The 210-nt window shown below is 66.2% G+C and carries 1 pseudogene; it reads left to right on the top strand.

Annotated elements, in window-relative coordinates:
- Positions 1-10 precede the first annotated feature (10 nt).
- Positions 11-210, top strand: a pseudogene (locus ACFHWY_RS29010) (transposase); the annotation flags it as partial.

The following is a 210-nucleotide window of genomic DNA, read 5'->3' as shown; positions in this document are numbered from 1 at the left end:
TCACCGGTAGGTGATCAACGGGATCTGCTGGGTGAAGCGGACCGGGTCGCCGTGGCGGGACATGCCCGAGCGGTACGGGCCGTGGAAGACCAGTCATGAACGGTTTCGCCGGTGGGCTGCCGACGGCACGTGGACCCGTCTCAAGCAGCAGGTGGTCGCGTTGGCTGAGGCTGACGGTGACATCGACTGGGACGCTCAGGCCGATTCCAC

Origin of the sequence: Micromonospora sp. LOL_024 (genome assembly GCF_048060415.1) — a bacterium.
Classification (GTDB): Bacteria; Actinomycetota; Actinomycetes; order Mycobacteriales; family Micromonosporaceae; genus Micromonospora.
The sequence above is the reverse complement of the archived record's forward strand: the minus strand, read 5'-3'. Positions and strand labels throughout refer to the sequence as shown.